5 protein-coding genes are annotated in these 2,296 nt (G+C 44.3%); 1 reads left to right on the top strand and 4 read right to left on the bottom strand.

Annotated elements, in window-relative coordinates:
- Positions 1-140: 140 nt before the first annotated feature.
- Both FC43_RS01870 and FC43_RS01865 read right to left on the bottom strand, forming a co-directional pair.
- Entirely contained in the window at positions 141-374 is a 234-nt protein-coding gene (locus tag FC43_RS01870; protein WP_056953649.1) for a DUF2922 domain-containing protein, read from the bottom strand.
- A gap of 19 nt (positions 375-393) precedes the next feature.
- The gene (locus FC43_RS01865) at positions 394-600 is read right to left on the bottom strand and encodes a DUF1659 domain-containing protein (protein WP_019205930.1); all 207 of its coding nucleotides are present in this window, start codon (positions 598-600) and stop codon (positions 394-396) included.
- A gap of 210 nt (positions 601-810) precedes the next feature.
- On the opposite strand from FC43_RS01865, the gene FC43_RS01860 reads away from it, so the two are divergent.
- Positions 811-1,758, top strand: a complete 948-nt coding sequence (locus FC43_RS01860; RefSeq protein ID WP_056953646.1) for a glycosyltransferase family 2 protein — start codon at positions 811-813, stop codon at positions 1,756-1,758.
- Between the two features lie 45 nt (positions 1,759-1,803).
- Here the strand turns inward: FC43_RS01860 and FC43_RS01855 are convergent, their stop codons facing one another.
- Together FC43_RS01855 and FC43_RS11180 are read right to left on the bottom strand one after the other, a co-directional pair.
- Positions 1,804-2,037: a DUF2922 domain-containing protein gene (locus FC43_RS01855; RefSeq protein WP_056953644.1), complete on the bottom strand. Its 234-nt coding sequence runs from the start codon at positions 2,035-2,037 to the stop codon at positions 1,804-1,806.
- A 19-nt stretch (positions 2,038-2,056) separates the two neighbouring features.
- On the bottom strand, positions 2,057-2,296 hold a 240-nt coding region (locus tag FC43_RS11180), incomplete at its 5' end, for a DUF1659 domain-containing protein (protein ID WP_056953642.1).

Below are 2,296 nucleotides of genomic sequence, written 5' to 3'. Positions count from 1 at the left end.
CGACAAAAGTGACCTACTAACCGTATTTTTACCCTTAACTTAATGACATTAATTTACAGATATGTCGTATCTCAAAATTGCAATTTGGCTCAAAAATAAAAAAAACGGGGACTTCGCGTTGGAAATCCCCGTTCTAAAAATTAGGCGGTTGCCTTCGGTGCTTCAATCAGCCAGTCGTCAGTGGTCGTGACGTACTTAGCGCTGACTGGCGTGGCATAGAGTTCTTCACCATCCTTGGCGAAGAGGTGGGCGTTAGCGATTTGGTCCATTGCGGCTTGGACGGTCTTGGCGTCGAGTTGGTCGGAAGCATAGTGCAGCTTCAGCACGTGCGTCTTGCCTAAGGAACCCTTAAAAGTTAAGTTCAACGTCTTCATAAATTAGTCCTCCTAAAAATTAAGCTAAGGTCAAGTCCAGCGCGGTGGTCAGGATGCCATCGCTGATTTGTTCGCCGGTCAAGCTGGCTAATGCGGCTGCGAAGCCTTCGACCGCCGCGGGGGCCGGGTCTTTAACGACGTTGTTAAAGTTGCGCCGGTAGCCGTCGGGGTGGTGTTCGCTGGTGCCGATGAATTGGAGCTTATTGGACTTAAAAGTTTGTTGCATGATGAATCCTTCTTTCGTGTTTTAAGTGTTTGGTAAGTCGTGCACGCCTTACACTCCTATATAAACGATTGGGACACTGATTTTTAAAAGGGAAAGTAAGAAAAAATTATAAGAGTGTAGTAAAGTATTATTTGTGATAAAGTTTGGTGCACAAACGAGAAAAAGGAATGCCACTGCAGACCGCATTCCATGTGATTTAGGGGAAAGATGATGACAGAACAAGCATTAGTAAGTGTAGTTGTACCGGTTTACAATATGGAGGCTTATCTGGCTAAATGTATAGATAGCTTGTTAAACCAAACTTACCGTAAAATTGAAATAATTTTAGTCAACGATGGTTCAAAAGATCAATCCTTAGAAATCTGCCAGCAATATGCGAAAGCTGATCAGCGAGTGAAAGTTATAAATAAGAAAAATGGCGGTTTATCCGATACTCGAAACGTCGGAATTCGTCAAGCTAACGGTCAGTATTTAATGTTTGTTGATAGTGACGATTATGTTACAGAGGATTTTTGTGAAGTAGCAGTAACAAATATTGAAAAATACTCAGCAGATATTTGTTGTACTGGTTATTTCGGGGTTGAGAACGGAGATGTTACTAAAGAGACTGCAGGGTTTAAGGAAGGCTTAATCAGCAAAGAACAAGCCATGCAGTTAACGATTGAAGATAGTCATGCGTGGGATAAAATCTACAGGTCCACATTGTTTGCCCAACTTGAGTATCCTGTTGGAAAAGTGTACGAAGATACGTACTTAACATACCAATTATTTGAAAAGGCCGAAAAAATTGCCTACGTACCTAAGGCGACTTACTACTATGTTAATCGTGAGACTAGCATTGTTTCTGAGATGAGTCCTAAAAACATCGCGGATCAATTTGATTCTAGTAATGAACAATATAAGTTCTTTCAGGCAAAGTACCCGGCAGTGGCGGCAGGAATGGCAGAATTTATGTTGGTTCGAGCTTTGCGGTATTGTACTTACTGCCCGAAAAATTATAATCGGGCCTTGTACGAGCAGGCCTACCAGATTATCAAAACCAGTCCAGTAGACCCTGCGACCCTTGATCGGCGTTATCAAGTTACGATGAAGCTGTTCCGCTTCTCGGCCCCACTGGCTTTAGCGATTTTCAAATTACGCAAGTTAACCAACCGATAATATATAAAAAACGGGGATTTCCAAGTGGAGTCCCCGTTTCAATATTTAGGCGGTTGCCTTCGGTGCTTCAATCAGCCAGTCGTCAGTGGTCGTGACGTACTTGGCGCTGACTGGCGTGTTGTAAAGTTCTTCGCCATCCTTGGCGAAGAGGTGGGCGTTAGCGATTTGGTCCATCGCCGCTTGAACGGTCTTGGCGTCGAGTTGGTCGGAAGCATAGTGCAGCTTCATCACGTGCGTCTTGCCTAAGGAACCTTTAAAAGTTAAGTTCAATGTCTTCATAAATTAGTCCTCCTAAAAATTAAGCTAAGGTCAAGTCCAGTGCGGTGGTCAGGATGCCATCGCTGATTTGTTCGCCGGTCAAGCTGGCTAATGCGGCCGCGAAGCCTTCGACCGCCGCGGGGGCCGGGTCTTTGACGACGTTGTTAAAGTTGCGCCGGTAGCCGTCGGGATGGTGTTCGCTGGTGCCGATAAATTGGAGCTTGTTAGACGCGGTTTGTAAAATTAAGTTAGAAAAATAGAAAAGCCATTTGTGGTAGAC

The sequence above is a fragment of the Limosilactobacillus ingluviei DSM 15946 genome (assembly GCF_001435775.1).
GTDB lineage: Bacteria > Bacillota > Bacilli > Lactobacillales > Lactobacillaceae > Limosilactobacillus > Limosilactobacillus ingluviei.
This window is presented reverse-complemented; position numbering and strand designations above follow the sequence as displayed.